12 protein-coding genes and 1 pseudogene are annotated in these 15,123 nt (G+C 44.1%); 9 read left to right on the top strand and 4 right to left on the bottom strand.

The window, feature by feature from the left end; translation table 11 throughout:
• Nucleotides 1-44 precede the first annotated feature (44 nt).
• Nucleotides 45-878, top strand: coding sequence for a 4'-phosphopantetheinyl transferase superfamily protein (locus tag L3V35_RS10665; protein WP_237299932.1), 834 nt, complete (start codon nucleotides 45-47; stop codon nucleotides 876-878).
• Between the two features lie 25 nt (nucleotides 879-903).
• On the opposite strand, the gene L3V35_RS10660 is transcribed toward L3V35_RS10665, so the two are convergent.
• Nucleotides 904-1,311, bottom strand: a complete 408-nt coding sequence (locus L3V35_RS10660; RefSeq protein ID WP_009847292.1) for a thioesterase family protein — start codon at nucleotides 1,309-1,311, stop codon at nucleotides 904-906.
• Between the two features lie 356 nt (nucleotides 1,312-1,667).
• Between L3V35_RS10660 and L3V35_RS10655 the strand changes: the two genes are divergently transcribed.
• The 3 genes from L3V35_RS10655 to L3V35_RS10645 all read left to right on the top strand — a co-directional run bounded on the left by L3V35_RS10655 (nucleotide 1,668) and on the right by L3V35_RS10645 (nucleotide 4,848).
• Nucleotides 1,668-2,663 carry a TRAP transporter substrate-binding protein gene (locus L3V35_RS10655; RefSeq protein WP_237299627.1) on the top strand — a complete coding sequence of 332 codons (996 nt, stop codon included), beginning with the start codon at nucleotides 1,668-1,670 and terminating at the stop codon, nucleotides 2,661-2,663.
• A gap of 65 nt (nucleotides 2,664-2,728) precedes the next feature.
• The gene (locus L3V35_RS10650) at nucleotides 2,729-3,484 is read left to right on the top strand and encodes a TRAP transporter small permease (protein ID WP_017076776.1); all 756 of its coding nucleotides are present in this window, start codon (nucleotides 2,729-2,731) and stop codon (nucleotides 3,482-3,484) included.
• A 2-nt stretch (nucleotides 3,485-3,486) separates the two neighbouring features.
• Nucleotides 3,487-4,848, top strand: coding sequence for a TRAP transporter large permease (locus L3V35_RS10645; RefSeq protein ID WP_237299626.1), 1,362 nt, complete (start codon nucleotides 3,487-3,489; stop codon nucleotides 4,846-4,848).
• Between the two features lie 32 nt (nucleotides 4,849-4,880).
• On the opposite strand, the gene L3V35_RS10640 is transcribed toward L3V35_RS10645, so the two are convergent.
• The 3 genes from L3V35_RS10640 to L3V35_RS10630 all read right to left on the bottom strand — a co-directional run bounded on the left by L3V35_RS10640 (nucleotide 4,881) and on the right by L3V35_RS10630 (nucleotide 8,418).
• Nucleotides 4,881-5,054 carry a hypothetical protein gene (locus L3V35_RS10640; RefSeq protein ID WP_162838728.1) on the bottom strand — a complete coding sequence of 58 codons (174 nt, stop codon included), beginning with the start codon at nucleotides 5,052-5,054 and terminating at the stop codon, nucleotides 4,881-4,883.
• 78 nt (nucleotides 5,055-5,132) lie between these two features.
• Nucleotides 5,133-6,482 (bottom strand): sigma-54 dependent transcriptional regulator, encoded by a 1,350-nt coding sequence (locus tag L3V35_RS10635; RefSeq protein WP_237299624.1) that lies wholly within the window; start codon nucleotides 6,480-6,482, stop codon nucleotides 5,133-5,135.
• A 97-nt stretch (nucleotides 6,483-6,579) separates the two neighbouring features.
• A complete protein-coding gene (locus tag L3V35_RS10630) occupies nucleotides 6,580-8,418 on the bottom strand; it encodes an ATP-binding protein (protein WP_237299622.1) in 1,839 nt (612 codons plus the stop codon).
• A 163-nt stretch (nucleotides 8,419-8,581) separates the two neighbouring features.
• Between L3V35_RS10630 and L3V35_RS25535 the strand changes: the two are divergent.
• From L3V35_RS25535 to lon, 5 genes and pseudogenes are all read left to right on the top strand, one after another.
• A pseudogene (locus L3V35_RS25535) lies at nucleotides 8,582-8,764 on the top strand (hypothetical protein); the annotation flags it as partial.
• Nucleotides 8,765-9,099: 335 nt separating this feature from the next.
• Nucleotides 9,100-10,398 (top strand): trigger factor, encoded by a 1,299-nt coding sequence (tig, locus tag L3V35_RS10625; RefSeq protein WP_004736079.1) that lies wholly within the window; start codon nucleotides 9,100-9,102, stop codon nucleotides 10,396-10,398.
• A gap of 105 nt (nucleotides 10,399-10,503) precedes the next feature.
• A complete protein-coding gene (gene clpP, locus L3V35_RS10620) occupies nucleotides 10,504-11,130 on the top strand; it encodes an ATP-dependent Clp endopeptidase proteolytic subunit ClpP (protein ID WP_004736080.1) in 627 nt (208 codons plus the stop codon).
• An 81-nt stretch (nucleotides 11,131-11,211) separates the two neighbouring features.
• Nucleotides 11,212-12,492, top strand: a complete 1,281-nt coding sequence (gene clpX / locus L3V35_RS10615; protein ID WP_004736081.1) for an ATP-dependent protease ATP-binding subunit ClpX — start codon at nucleotides 11,212-11,214, stop codon at nucleotides 12,490-12,492.
• A 132-nt stretch (nucleotides 12,493-12,624) separates the two neighbouring features.
• On the top strand, nucleotides 12,625-14,976 hold the full coding sequence (gene lon / locus L3V35_RS10610) for an endopeptidase La (protein ID WP_017076773.1): 2,352 nt from the start codon (nucleotides 12,625-12,627) through the stop codon (nucleotides 14,974-14,976).
• Nucleotides 14,977-15,123 lie beyond the last annotated feature (147 nt).

The raw sequence follows: 15,123 nt of genomic DNA, 5'->3' as shown, positions 1-15,123 counted from the left end.
TGATAGCTTGATGAGAGTGGTTTTAATAAATGAGTGCTAGAGATATGGGAATACCGATTGTGGGTTTGTGGCTTTGCTCTCTGAGTGATTTACATGATGATATCGATAGCGTGTCGTACTTAAAACAGAGACTCACGATGGATGAGATAGCCAAAGTTGATCGCTATCGAATGCCCTCATCTCAGGTTCAAGCTTTGTACGTTCGTAACTATCTAAGAAAGGTGTTGTCTTGCTATTCTGATTTGAGGCCAGAAGAGTGGCGGTTTGAATATGGCGAGAAAGGTAAGCCAAGCCTAATTACAGAACAACAAATTAAAACGGGGTTAAATTTCAATATTAGTCATAGCAAAGAACATTTGTTGATTGCAGTTTGCCAGATAGAAGGGAAGCAAGTTCAATTGGGTGTTGATATTGAACACGCAAGAAGTTCGACCAATATCGACTCGATCATGAAGCACTACTTTTCAGATGCAGAACTTACGGATTTACTTGAGCTCAGCAAAGAAGAACAGAGAGAGCGTTTTTTCGATCTGTGGGCATTGAAAGAGTCGTACATCAAAGCGACGGGTGAGGGGCTAGCGACATCGTTGCGAAGCTTTTCGTTTGATTTCTCTAACCTGACTAACAAGACATTGCCAATTCACTCTTCGGATTTTCAACCAAACTTGCAGGATGAAATTAGATTGTATAGCGAAATCAGGCTACATAGCGGGATTGGGTTGGATTTGGATTCTGCTCAAGAAGACGATATTTCTACAGATTGGCAATGTTGCTTGGGTCGATTAGATGACCAGTACCGTTTTGCCGTGACTCTTGGTGGAAATTTGCTACCCATGCAGATAGAGATGAGAACCTTTTCGTTGTCTCATCTCTTTTAAGCGAGTTTGGTGAGGTGAGGTGAAGTTAGCTCGTTTCGCCAAGCATCGCTTTTAATACTTCGGCAGGCACTGGCTGCAGTTGCTTGTCTTTATCTAGGCAAACCATTTCGATATCACCAATCACCGCAGGCTTAGTTGCATCTTTGCGCCACACTTCTTGTCGCCATAGCGTTTTGTATTTTCCATCGAGTTCAAAAGAGGTTCGGATGTCGCAGATCTCAGCGAACTCAACTCCATCTTGAAAAGTCATGTTGGCTTTATACACCGCAAACCCCAGTCCATGCTCGTTCCACAAGGTTGCCAGTTTATCGCTGCCCAATACATGCTCGCGTGCACGCTCAAAGTACTTTAGAAAGTTAGGGTGATAAACCACACCTGAGTGATCGGTATCTTCATAGTAAATTTGTACTGGGTGATGGTAGATCTGACTCATTGGTATCAACTCTTGTTAAGTAGTGAAGTGGTAAATCTGGCTAAGTTGTGCAGCACTTTACAGGATAGGTTGAAATTACTTCAAGGCATCATAGTCAAACTCGCTTTTGGTCAGACCTCATTCGGCCTTATTTATTACTAATACGTTGGTCAGCTTCCACCCATTTACAAATATTCTATGTGTCATTTTCCACCCATTAATTTTTGCCGCGAGTTGGCGACTACCACAGGCAGATATCATGAAGCCTTATGGTTAAAGGGTTGTTAATGATTTGTGTCAATGTGGCGCGCTAATTGCCTTAGTGAAAGCACGCAGTTCCCATTGAAGGGCTGTTTTGTTTACTAAGGAGAATAATAATGTTTAAGCCTCTTACCCTGCTGTCTGTATCTGTTCTGGCGCTCACAAGCTTTAATGCTGCTGCAAACTGTGACCCTGGTGAAATTGTGATTAAGTTCAGTCACGTAACCAATACTGATAAGCACCCGAAAGGCATTGCCGCTTCTTTACTGGAAGAGCGAGTAAACACGGAAATGAACGGCAAAGCTTGTATGCAAGTTTTCCCGAACTCAACACTTTACGATGATAATAAGGTACTGGAAGCCCTGTTAAATGGTGATGTTCAAATGGCAGCGCCATCGCTATCTAAATTTGAGAAGTTCACTAAGAAATACCGCATTTTTGACCTTCCTTTCCTATTTGAAGATGTAGAAGCTGTTGACCGTTTCCAAAACTCAGAGTCAGGCGAAAAACTGAAGAATGCAATGAAGCGTCGTGGCTTACAAGGTCTAGCGTTTTGGCACAATGGCATGAAACAGATGTCGGCGAATAAACCTCTTATCAACCCTGAAGATGCGGAAGGTTTGAAATTCCGTGTTCAAGCATCAGACGTATTGGTGGCTCAGTTTGAACAACTAGGTGCTAACCCACAGAAGATGTCTTTTAAAGAAGTATACGGCGGCCTGCAAACTAAGGTTATCGATGGCCAAGAGAACACATGGTCAAACATCTACGGTAAGAAGTTCTTTGAAGTACAAGACGGCGTAACTGAAACCAATCACGGTATCTTGGATTACTTAGTTGTAACGTCAAACGACTTCTGGAAAGACCTACCTGAAGATGTACGTACACAGCTTGGTACTATCGTTCAAGAAGTCTCTGAAACACGTAATGCAGAATCTTCAAAAGTTAACCTAGCGAACAAAAATAACATCATCGAAGCCGGTGGTGAGGTTCGTACACTTACGCCTGAACAGCGTGAAGCATGGGTAGCTGCACTTCAACCAGTATGGAAGAAGTTTGAAAAAGACATCGGTTCAGACCTTATCGATGCAGCGTTAGCTTCAAACCAATAACACCGCTAAGGGAGTGGCGTGCATTTCGCCACTCCTTATTAAAATAACTATAAGCGGAGTCAATTATGGATAATCCTCAAATGGAACAACCAAATTCTAGCGAATCAGCACTGGAAACCTCTTTTTTTTCCAAAGTCGGAAGAGTTACAGATGTGATTGAAGAGTCATTAATCGCATTTTTCCTTGGCGCAATGACGCTACTTACTTTTGCCAATGTGGTATTCAGATACGCATTCAATGGCAATATATTGTGGGCACTAGAACTGACTGTGTTCATGTTCGCTTGGATGGTGTTAGTAGGCGCATCTTATGGCGTTAAAAAACACTTTCACATTGGCGTTGATGTCATTATTAACCTTGCCCCAGAAAAGCTACGTAAAGTGTATGCGTTAATCGCCGTTACAAGCTGCCTAGCCTTTTCAATCCTACTTCTTATCGGTTCTTGGAATTACTGGTACCCGTTCGCGACCGAGCGAGCTTGGTATGAAACCGATGATATTCCAATGCCAGAGATGCTTCAGTTTCTTGCCGACTGGCTGAATGAAGGCGAGCGATACGAGAAACTGCCACGTTTTATTCCTTATATGGCGCTGCCGATTGGTATGGCAATGCTGACGTTCCGATTTATCCAAATCGCTTATCAAGTGGCGACGGGCAAGCTTGACCGCATGATTGCAGGCCATGAAGCCGAAGAAGAGCTGGATGCATTGAAAGCTGATGTGTTAGCGGGTTCTGATGAAGACGCGACAGCGGTATTGGATTCGACTAAGCAAAACAAGGCGAACGAGTCGGGTACAAAATCTAACGGTAAGGAAGACTAATCATGGCAATGTTATTTCTATTTTTAATGGTAATTGCTTTCATGTTGGTCGGTGTACCAATTGCGATTTCCCTTGGTTTATCGAGCGTCATATTCTTGTTGATGCACTCTGATGCGTCACTAGCTTCGGTTGCACAAACGCTGTTTAATGCATTTGCAGGCCACTACACACTCTTAGCGATCCCTTTCTTTATCTTGGCCTCTAGTTTCATGTCTACAGGTGGTGTGGCGAAACGTATTATCCGTTTTGCTATCGCAATGGTCGGCTGGTTCCGCGGCGGTTTAGCGATGGCGTCGGTTGTGGCATGTATGATGTTCGCAGCGTTATCTGGATCGTCTCCAGCAACGGTAGTGGCAATCGGTAGTATTGTTATCGCTGGTATGATCAAAAACGGCTACACAAAAGAGTTCGCGGCAGGGGTTATCTGTAATGCGGGTACTTTAGGTATCTTGATTCCACCGTCAATTGTTATGGTTGTTTACGCTGCGGCGACGGATGTATCTGTAGGTCGTATGTTCCTCGGTGGCGTTATTCCTGGTCTGTTGGCCGGTGTGATGTTGATGATTGCTATCTACATTGCAGCACGTATTAAGAAGATTCCTGCACAGCCGTTTGTGGGCTGGGGCGAGATGTTCGCAGCAGCAAAAGACGCAAGTTGGGGTCTGCTACTGATTGTCATCATTTTGGGTGGTATCTACGGCGGTATCTTTACACCGACGGAAGCGGCGGCAGTGGCAGCAGTTTACGCGTTCTTCATTGCTAACTTTATCTATAAAGATATGGGGCCATTCGCAGATAAGAAAAACACCAAGCCAGTTTTAGTTAAAATCTTCCAAACCTTCTTCCATAAAGACACCAAAGACACGCTCTATGATGCAGGTAAGCTGACGATCATGTTGCTGTTTATCATTGCCAATGCTCTGATTCTTAAGCATGTACTGACAGAGGAACGCATTCCTCAGATGATCACTGAGTCTATGCTTTCTGCGGGCTTAGGTCCGATCACCTTCTTAATTGTGGTAAACGTTCTACTCTTGATTGGTGGGCAGTTCATGGAGCCATCAGGCTTGCTGATCATCGTTGCGCCATTGGTATTCCCAATTGCAATTGCACTGGGTATCGACCCAATTCACCTAGGTATCATGATGGTTGTGAACATGGAGATAGGGATGATAACGCCGCCTGTTGGGCTCAATTTGTTTGTGACCGCGGGGGTTGCGAAGATGTCGATGATGAACGTGGTAAAAGCAGCACTGCCGTGGGTTGGCGTGATGTTCTTGTTCTTGATTATCGTAACTTACGTACCTTGGGTATCAACATGGTTACCGACCACGTTGATGGGTCCGGAGATCATCACTAAGTAGATAGTGAAGTAACAACGAAGCGATGAGGAGGGTTAAACCTCCTCATCGATAATCTTGCCATATCTAGAACCTGAATCAATCTGCTCATACAGCGCTCTTTTTGCCTCTAATTCTGGCGTGTATAGATCGACATGATTGTCAGTATAAAAAACACCATCTATCTCGAAAGTATCGGTGATCGAGGGAACTCTTGTTTTCTCACCCATAGTTATTTCCTTATTACTTTGATTGCATAACATCCTGTTATCAAAATAAGTATAGGTGATCTTGCTCCCAAATCTAATTTAGTTTTCGTTTTGTCTGTATGACTCTTTCACTAGCTGGTGTTTTTGCATCTTATCGTAGAGTGTTTTTCGGGGAAGTTGCAGCCGATCCATCGTCTCTTTGATGCTGCCATTACACTCAATAAGCGCTTGCTTTAACGTGTTTTTCTCAAAATCACAAACCAGTTCTGCTAACGACAAATGTTGGGTCGACTCCGAAGTACTGTCTGATAAGTGAGATAGCTTGCCTAAAAGTACGAAACGCTCCGCAGTGTTACGCAATTCTCGTACATTTCCCGGCCAATCGTGGGCTAAAAGCTCGTGCAGTTCTTTCTGTGGAATTGCCGGGGCTGTTTTGCCATAACGTGCCGCAGCGACCAGTAAGAAGTGGTGGAAGAGTGCTGGGATATCTTCTTGGCGGCTTCTCAACGGCGGTAAATCTAGGGTGACAACATTCAATCGGTAGTAAAGGTCTTGTCTGAAAGTCCCTTCTTCAGCTGCCTTTTTCAAGTCCACTTTGGTTGCGGCGATTACTCGAATATCAAGTGGGACCAATCCGTTTGAGCCAACTCTTTCGATGACGCGTTCTTGCAAGACACGTAACAGGCGAATTTGTGCCTGCATCGGCATGGATTCGATCTCATCTAAGAATAGGGTTCCGCCTTGAGCAAACTCGAACTTGCCAATGCGTTTACTCTCAGCACCTGTGAATGCGCCTTTTTCATGGCCATACAACTCACTTTCAATCAGATTTTCTGGAACCGCCCCGCAATTGACGGCAACAAAGTTTTGTTCTCGTCGACTGCTTTGCTCATGTAGGGATCGTGCGACTAATTCTTTGCCCGTACCTGTCTCACCAAACAACAAAATATCGGCGTTAGTGTCGGCAACGTGGGTGATGATAGAACGCAGCTCGGTCATTGATTGCGTGTCACCAATGATTCTTGGTCCAAGCGCTTTACTGGCCTTGAGAGAGCGCTTCAATTCAATATTCTCAAGGGTAAGTTGGCGTTTTTCTATCGCTCGCTTAGTAGTTTCGATTAGGCGTTCATTGGCGAACGGTTTTTCAATGAAGTCATAGGCGCCGTCTTGGATTGCTTGTACGGCCATGGAGATATCGCCGTGGCCAGTGATCATGATTACGGGGACTTCTTTGTCTTTGTGCATTACGGTGTTGAGCAAGTCATGCCCGGAAATACCCGGTAAACAGATATCAGTGATGATTACGTGGGGTAAGCCGTTCTCTTGAATTGCGAGCAGAGCAGATTCGGCATCGGGAAAGAACTCCGCTTCAATATCGGCGAGCTCAAAGCTCTGTTCAATCGCCATTCTTAGATCGGATTCATCATCAATGAAATAGACGTGACACATAGTGATTCCTTTACTTCTTTGTATTCTGATTATCGCTGAGTTTTTTGCTTGTTGGTTGGCTCGCTTGTTAAATAGCTAGCTTGTTAACGGTTTAATCTCAGTCTGTTGTTTTTGCTTTACGTAATGGTTCTTCTTGCTGCTGCTGTTCAAAAAGGGGCAACTCTATGCTGAATCGAGCACCACCTTGAGGGCTGTGACCGGTAACGAGCTTGCCGTTGATTCCGCTGATTATTTGTTGAGAAATCGATAACCCAAGTCCAAGTCCGTTTTTCTTGGTGGTATGGAAAGGTTCAAAAAAATCTCCGCTCGAAGGGGAAGTGAAGCCGGGGCCATTATCATCGACATGAATCAGCAAGGTGCTGGCTTGTCGATGGTCGGATTCCCTAATCTCTAACAGAATAGCCAATTGCTTGTCGTCTTGTTGTTCCATCGCCTGAATCGCGTTGGTCAGCAAATTAATGATTACTTGTTCCAATTGAATGGCGTTGGCGAGCACGCAAGCATCAAAGGTTTCAGGAAGTTCGTTGACCTTTACTCGTTCACTCTTGAGTTGTGGTTTCATCAGCTCTCTTGACGAGTGCAATACGGGAAGTATCTGCAACGTGTGTAGCTCTTCCGCGGTGGATTTCTTGGCGAAGGAGCGAAGCTGGTGGCTGATTTTCGCCATGCGATCAGTGAGCGCCGAGATTCGCGAGAGGTTGTCATCGACACGATCGATCTTTTCTTTGGCAAGAAACAGTCGGCCGTTGTCGGCATAACTGCGAATCGCAGCGAGAGGGTTATTCAACTCATGGCTGATGCTTGCCGACATTTGCCCTAGCACCGCCAGCTTGGCGGCTTGGATGAGTTCGTCTTGTGTCTGTCTCAGTACATGTTCGGTTTCGATACGATGTTTAATCTCGACATGCAGCTCTGATGTGCGCTCAAGCACTTGAAATTCTAGCTTTTGCTTGGCTTCAGATTGCAGCCTATCAATTTGGGCACGCCTTTGTTGTCGATGGTGATTGAGCTGCATCGTTAGATAAATAATCGCAAAGATAAGGCTCAAAACCACTAGGTAAGCCACCAGATCCCACCAAACTAAGTGGGTCGGAGAAAATACCCGTATGGTGAGTTTCGGTTCGGCTAAGAAGCGTGATGAGCTAAAGAATTGCTCTTGGACGAGCTTGTGCGGAGACTCAATATTGCTAGTCGCACTCTCGAAATTACCAGAGAAGTGAAGGCTTTCTATTTTGGTATCGAGATACTGCCTGCTTTCTTGAATTCGAGCTTGCTGTGCTTGGCTCAGCGGCTGAAGGCTTTTGAACAGCCATTCAGGATTACTCGACATGAATACGATTTGGTCTTTATCGTCAGCAACAAAAAAACTCTGTTTGCCTTTCCAACTTGCTTCAATCAGCGATAAATCCATCTTTACGACAATGACGCCAATAATCTCAGCGGCATAGGAGACGGGGTAAGAATAATAATAGCCTCGCTTCCCAGACGTTGAACCTAGCGCAAAATATTGATTTTCATTACCTTGAATGGCTTCTTGATAGTAGGGACGGAAAGCAAAGTTTCGACGAATAAAAGAATGCGGTTGATTCCAGTTACTGGCTGCGATAGTGGTGCCAATGCTGTCTAATAAATAAGTGTCAGACGCTTGAATCACCGAATTTACGTGCTCTAGATAGCGATTGGTGAGTTCGATTTGCGCAGAGTTACTTGGAGAGTGAAGGGCATCGACCAGCTCTTTGTCTTTTGAAAGCAGCTCAGGAATGTGCGCGAACTTATCCAATTGGCTTGAAATATGAACCGAAAAGCGGTCTAGCTTAGATTGATGATCATTTAACAAACTTTCATGACTTGTACTCCACACCCAATGACCGCCAAAGACCATCAGTAGACTGTATATGGCCATTAATAGTATTGGGATTCTAAAAGCTTGAAACATGAAGGCTCTCCGCTAATTTCTTTGGTAATCAATCAAGCCCGTCTTCTCTCATTTATGGTAGCAAATAGCGGTGGTTTTTGCTGAAAGGAGAAAGTCGACAGGTGGGGGTAGGTTAAGGGTTTGTAACGGGGATTGTTGAAAAAGTTATCGACTCTGAGGGGTAAAACAAGAGCAAGATCTCTTTTTAAGGTTTTTAGCAAAAAAAGCCCTCGATTCCCTTGAAAAAGTCGCTATTGTCCCCATTTCTGTTGTGCTAAGTGATGATTTGATCGTTTTTGTATCATTTAGTTGGACGAATTTAGAGCATTCATCATCATGCAGAGGTGAACGGCTCGACAGAGATTAAACAGATCGCTAGAATGTCGCATCTAAAATTTCTGTCCTGAGGCTAATCGGAGATACCTTTCTTGTTTCCGAAAACAAGCTTCACTGCTTTTTGTAAGTACGTGAAAACGTTTTATAACTGCGTGAGAACGTTCAATAAGCATGTGAAGAACGAAGATATCGCTGATTAGTCTGGTGTTTGGTTGAATAATCAATTCAGACATCAATGCTCGATTTTAAATTAGGTGTTCGGATAGAGCACTACACAAGAATGCAGCCAACAACGTCGGCTTTTGAATTAAAGCTAAGTTACGGCTCATATGCTCAGATTACTGAGCCAGTTTTGAGGTTTATATAATGCAAGTTACTGTTGAAACGCTAGAAGGCCTAGAGCGCCGTCTTAATATTACTGTTCCTGCTGCTAACATCGAAGATGCAGTTACAGCTGAACTACGCAACATCGCGAAAAACCGTCGTTTCGATGGTTTCCGTAAAGGCAAAGTGCCTATGAAGATGGTTGCTAAAATGTACGGCAAAGCAGTACGTCAAGACGTGATGGGCGAAGTAATGCAACGTCACTTCATCGAAGCGATCGTTAAAGAGAAAATCAACCCAGCTGGCGCACCTACTTTTGCACCAGTTGAAAACAACGAAGGCGCTGACCTAGTATTCAACGCAACTTTTGAAGTTTACCCAGAAGTTGAGCTGAAAGGTCTAGAAAACATCACTGTTGAGAAACCAGCAGTAGAAGTTAAAGAAGCTGACGTTGAAGAGATGATCGAAACTCTACGTAAGCAACAAGCAACTTGGACTGAAGTTGAAGCTGCTGCTGACGCTGGTTCTCGTGCAACTATCGACTTCGTTGGTTCTATCGACGGTGAAGAGTTCGAAGGCGGTAAAGCTGAGAACTTCCCACTAGAGATGGGTGCTGGTCGCATGATCCCTGGTTTTGAAGACGGTATCGTTGGTAAAACAGCAGGTATGGAATTCGAAATCGAAGTAAACTTCCCAGAAGATTACCACGCTGAAAACCTAAAAGGTAAAGCTGCTAAGTTCTCTATCAAGCTGAACAAAGTTGAAGCTCGTGAACTTCCAGAACTAAACGAAGAATTCGTTTCTAAGTTCGGCGCAGCTGAAGGCGTTGAAGGCCTTAAAGCTGAAGTTCGTAAGAACATGGAGCGTGAGCTTAAGCAAGCTGTTAAGAACCGCATCAAAGAGCAAGCAATCGACGGTCTAGTTAACGAAAACAACATCGACGTACCTTCTGCTCTAATCGATCAAGAGATCGGTGTTCTACGTCAACAAGCTGCTCAACGTTTTGGTGGCAACACTGAAGCTGCTGACCAACTTCCACGTGAGCTGTTCGAAGAGCAAGCTAAACGTCGCGTAGTTGTAGGTCTTCTTCTTGGTGAAGTAATCAAGACTGAAGAACTAAAAGCTGACGACGAGAAAGTTAAAGCTATCATCGAAGAGATGGCTACAGCATACGAAGATCCAACAGAAGTTATTGCTTACTACGAGCAAAACGAGCAAATGATGAACAACATGCGCAATGTTGCTCTAGAAGAGCAAGCTATTGATGCAATCATCGCTAAAGCTCAAGTTTCTGATAAAGAAGTTAGCTTCAACGAGCTAATGAATCAGCAACCTGCTTAATATAGTAATATCTGACGTAGAAGGTTGACGTACGGTCAACAATTCTGCTAACAATGGTCCGTATGATTTAATCATTCGGGCCATTTATTTTAGGGACATAAGAATATGAGCTACCAAGAAAAAAATACAATGCCATCGATTATGGACGCACTAGTTCCTATGGTGGTTGAACAGACTTCCCGTGGTGAACGTTCTTACGATATTTATTCTCGTCTATTAAAAGAACGTATCATTTTCTTAACAGGTCAAGTGGAAGACCACATGGCAAACCTTGTCGTGGCTCAACTGCTTTTCTTGGAATCAGAAAACCCAGACAAAGATATCTATCTTTACATCAACTCACCTGGCGGTAGCGTAACAGCGGGCATGTCTATCTACGACACAATGCAGTTCATCAAGCCAAACGTGAGCACAGTATGTATGGGTCAAGCTTGCTCTATGGGTGCATTCTTACTAGCGGGTGGTACTCCTGGTAAGCGTCACGTGCTTCCAAACTCACGTGTAATGATTCACCAGCCACTTGGCGGCTTCCAAGGCCAAGCGTCTGATATTCAAATTCACGCGCAAGAGATCCTAACGATCAAACAAAAGCTAAACAAACTATTGGCAGAGCACACTGGTCAGCCTTTAGAAGTTGTTGAGCGTGATACAGATCGTGATAATTTTATGTCTGCTGATCAAGCAGTAGAATACGGCTTGGTAGATTCAGTTCTTAATCACCGCGGTCAATAATTGCACGGCAATTGTTTAACGCAAAGTGATTCAAATTGATATACACTCAAGCATAGAGAGTAAAGGCTAAGAGGTTAGCGAATGACAGACAAAAGCAAAGAGGGTGGTAGCGGTAAACTGCTTTACTGCTCTTTCTGTGGCAAAAGCCAACACGAAGTTCGCAAGTTAATCGCAGGTCCTTCTGTTTACATTTGTGATGAATGTGTCGATCTTTGTAACGACATTATTCGTGAAGAAATTAAAGATGTTCTTCCTAAGAAAGAATCGGAATCGCTGCCAACGCCGCGTGAGATTCGTGAGCATCTTGACGACTATGTAATCGGTCAAGAATACGCGAAGAAAGTGCTAGCAGTTGCGGTATACAACCACTACAAGCGTTTGCGTAATGGTGACACGACAGCTGAAGGCGTAGAGCTAGGTAAGAGTAACATTCTTCTTATCGGTCCTACTGGTAGTGGTAAAACGCTACTGGCTGAAACACTGGCTCGTTTCCTAGACGTTCCATTCACAATGGCAGATGCAACAACATTAACCGAAGCCGGTTATGTGGGCGAAGATGTTGAAAACATCATCCAGAAGTTGCTTCAGAAGTGTGATTATGACGTAGCGAAAGCAGAACGCGGCATTGTTTACATCGATGAAATCGACAAGATTTCTCGTAAAGCTGAAAACCCATCAATCACGCGTGACGTGTCTGGTGAAGGTGTACAGCAAGCTCTACTTAAACTTGTTGAAGGTACAGTTGCTTCAGTTCCACCTCAAGGTGGTCGTAAGCATCCACAGCAAGAGTTCTTGCAAGTGGACACGTCTAAGATCCTATTTATTTGTGGCGGAGCGTTCTCTGGCCTAGATAAAGTGATTGAGCAACGTGTAGAAAAAGGTTCGAGCATCGGTTTTGGCGCAGAAGTGCGTTCAAAAGATGAAGCAAAAACTGTGGGTGAACTGTTCACTCAAGTTGAACCTGAAGATCTCGTGAAGTACGGTCTAATTCCGGAATTCATTGGTCGTCTACCCGTGACAACGACACTGACAGAACTTGACGAAGAAGCTCTAGTTCAAATTCTTTGTGAACCGAAGAATGCGCTTACTAAGCAGTACGCAGCATTATTTGAAATCGAAGAGACTGAATTAGAATTCCGCGACGATGCTCTACGTGCAATTGCGAAGAAAGCAATGGAACGTAAAACGGGTGCTCGTGGTCTGCGTTCTATCTTAGAGGGTGTTCTACTAGAAACTATGTACGAACTGCCATCTTCGACAGATGTAAGCAAGGTTGTGATTGATGAGTCGGTAATTAATGGTGAGTCAGAACCACTGTTGATTTACAGCAACTCAGATAACCAAGCAGCGGTTGCAGAGTAGGTCTTTTTTAGACAAGTCACTCAAATTGAAAAAGGAGGTAAGCAATTACCTCCTTTTTTTTATTCTTCCATTGAATCCAGTCGTTTAAGCCCCATATACTGCTTTATAAGTTAAAGCGGAAGAGAGAAATATATGAACTTGGAACGTTCCGAGCGTATCGAAATCCCCGTGCTACCTCTACGTGATGTAGTGGTTTACCCACACATGGTTATTCCATTGTTTGTCGGTCGTGAAAAATCGATTACTTGCCTTGAATCGGCAATGGAAGCTAACAAACAAGTACTACTTGTAGCGCAGAAAGAAGCGGACACTGATGAGCCTTCAATCGACGACCTATTTAACGTAGGTACAGTCGCTACTATTCTTCAGTTGCTAAAGCTGCCTGATGGTACTGTGAAAGTACTTGTCGAAGGTCAGCAGCGTGCAAAAATTCACCAGTTCAAAGAGAGTGAGTTTTTCTTAGCGGATGCCGAATACGTTGTAACCTCAGAACTTGACGAAAAAGAACAAGAAGTGGTTGTTCGCAGCGCGATCAATCAATTCGAAGGCTTTATTAAGCTAAACAAAAAAATCCCACCAGAAGTTCTAACGTCTCTGAACGGTATTGATGAGGCTGCACGCCTAGCCGATACGATTGCAGCGCACATGCCACTTAAATTGGTTGATAAGCAGCACGTTCTAGAAATTGCAGATGTGACTGAACGTTTGGAATTCTTAATGGGCCAAATGGAGTCAGAAATTGACATCCTGCAAGTTGAAAAACGCATTCGTGGCCGCGTTAAGAAGCAGATGGAGAAATCTCAGCGCGAGTACTACCTGAATGAGCAAATGAAAGCGATTCAGAAAGAACTGGGCGAGATGGATGACGCACCTGATGAATTCGAGACTCTGAAGAAGAAGATCGAAGATTCTAAAATGCCTCAAGAAGCTCGTGAAAAAACCGAGCAAGAACTGCAAAAACTGAAAATGATGTCGCCAATGTCTGCTGAAGCAACAGTAGTACGTAGCTACATTGATTGGATGGTTGGTGTTCCTTGGGCTAAGCGTTCAAAAGTTAAAAAGAATTTAGCGAAAGCGGAAGAGGTCTTGAATGAAGACCACTACGGCTTAGAGCGTGTTAAAGAACGTATCCTTGAATACTTGGCAGTACAAAATCGAATTAACAAGCTAAAAGGTCCAATCCTTTGTCTTGTTGGTCCTCCTGGTGTCGGTAAAACCTCGCTAGGCCGTTCGATTGCAGCGGCAACGGGCCGTAAGTACACTCGTATGGCTCTTGGTGGCGTACGTGACGAAGCGGAAATCCGCGGTCACCGTCGTACTTACATAGGTTCACTTCCGGGTAAACTGATCCAGAAGATGTCTAAAGTTGGTGTTAAGAACCCACTGTTCCTATTAGATGAAATCGATAAGATGTCTTCTGATATGCGTGGCGACCCATCTTCAGCGCTTCTAGAAGTGTTAGATCCAGAGCAAAACGTTGCATTCAACGATCACTACCTAGAAGTAGATTACGATCTGTCAGACGTCATGTTTGTTGCAACGTCTAACTCAATGGACATTCCTGGCCCGTTACTGGACCGTATGGAAGTGATTCGTCTGTCGGGTTACACAGAAGATGAAAAGCTCAACATTGCTAAGAGCCATTTACTGGACAAACAAGTTCAACGTAACGGTCTTAAGCCTCACGAGATTAATATCGAAGATTCAGCAATCGTCGGCATTATTCGTTATTACACGCGTGAAGCGGGTGTACGTAACCTAGAACGTGAAATCTCTAAGATCTGTCGTAAAGCAGTTAAGAATATCCTGCTAGACAGCAGCCTTAAGTCTGTAACGGTTAACATTGATAACCTGAAAGAGTACTTGGGTGTTCAACGTCATGACTTCGGCAAGGCGGATGAGAGTAACCGCATCGGTCAAGTGACTGGTTTAGCGTGGACTCAAGTTGGTGGCGATCTACTGACTATCGAAACTGAATCAATGCCAGGTAAAGGTAAGCTAACGCAAACCGGTTCTCTTGGTGATGTGATGAAAGAGTCGATTCAAGCTGCCATGACTGTGGTTCGTTCTCGTGCGGAAAATCTGGGTATTAACACAGATTTCTACGAGAAACGTGATATTCACGTTCACGTACCGGAAGGTGCAACACCAAAAGATGGCCCAAGTGCGGGTATCGCAATGTGTACTGCATTGGTATCCAGCCTAACGGGTAATCCTGTGAAAGCTGAGGTCGGTATGACAGGTGAAATTACCCTTCGTGGTGAAGTTTTACCTATCGGTGGCTTGAAAGAGAAACTGCTTGCAGCACACCGTGGCGGCATCAAAACTGTCTTGATTCCTAAAGACAATGAGCGTGATTTGGAAGAGATTCCAGACAATGTAATCGCTGACTTAAAGGTGATTCCGGTCCAATGGATTGATGAAGTACTTAAAGTCGCGCTAGAACGAGATCCGTCAGGGGTCGAGTTTGACGTGAAAAAATAGTGATGCATAGCAAAAATAAGTAAAGAATTACGCTGATAGACCCGAAAAGGCTTGTCAGCGTTTTTTTTGGACGCTAAGTTATTTGACTAAAGCGGCAGCCCTTTTGCAATAAGGCTTGCGGCTAAATTAAAACCAAAATGGAACGTA

Source organism: Vibrio sp. L5-1, from assembly GCF_021728315.1.
Lineage (GTDB): Bacteria > Pseudomonadota > Gammaproteobacteria > Enterobacterales > Vibrionaceae > Vibrio > Vibrio splendidus_K.
This window is presented reverse-complemented; position numbering and strand designations above follow the sequence as displayed.